The following is a 265-nucleotide window of genomic DNA, read 5'->3' as shown; positions in this document are numbered from 1 at the left end:
AATCGACTGGCCGGAAAGGTTCATGAAAGTCATTGGCTTGATGAGAAGCACTTTTTCGCCGTCGATCACGCCATCGGCGATTTCGGCCTTGAACTTCTTCTGCCAGTTAGAAAATCTATGGCGGCGGAATATTTCATCCACCGCCATGAAACCGATATTGTGTCGGTTATGCGCATATTGGGGGCCGGGATTGCCAAGTCCTGCGATGAGCAGCATGGTTCAGAGCCCCTATAATGCGTAAAGCGATTATTCGCTTTCGTTGGCT

1 protein-coding gene is annotated in these 265 nt (G+C 49.8%); it reads right to left on the bottom strand.

Annotated features, from left to right (window positions below):
• On the bottom strand, positions 1 to 216 hold a 216-nt coding region (locus tag L9G74_RS20945; protein ID WP_238898684.1), incomplete at its 3' end, for an aminoacyl-tRNA hydrolase.
• Positions 217 to 265 lie beyond the last annotated feature (49 nt).

It is taken from the genome of Shewanella electrica (assembly GCF_022321485.1).
Taxonomy (GTDB): domain Bacteria; phylum Pseudomonadota; class Gammaproteobacteria; order Enterobacterales; family Shewanellaceae; genus Shewanella; species Shewanella electrica.
This window is presented reverse-complemented; position numbering and strand designations above follow the sequence as displayed.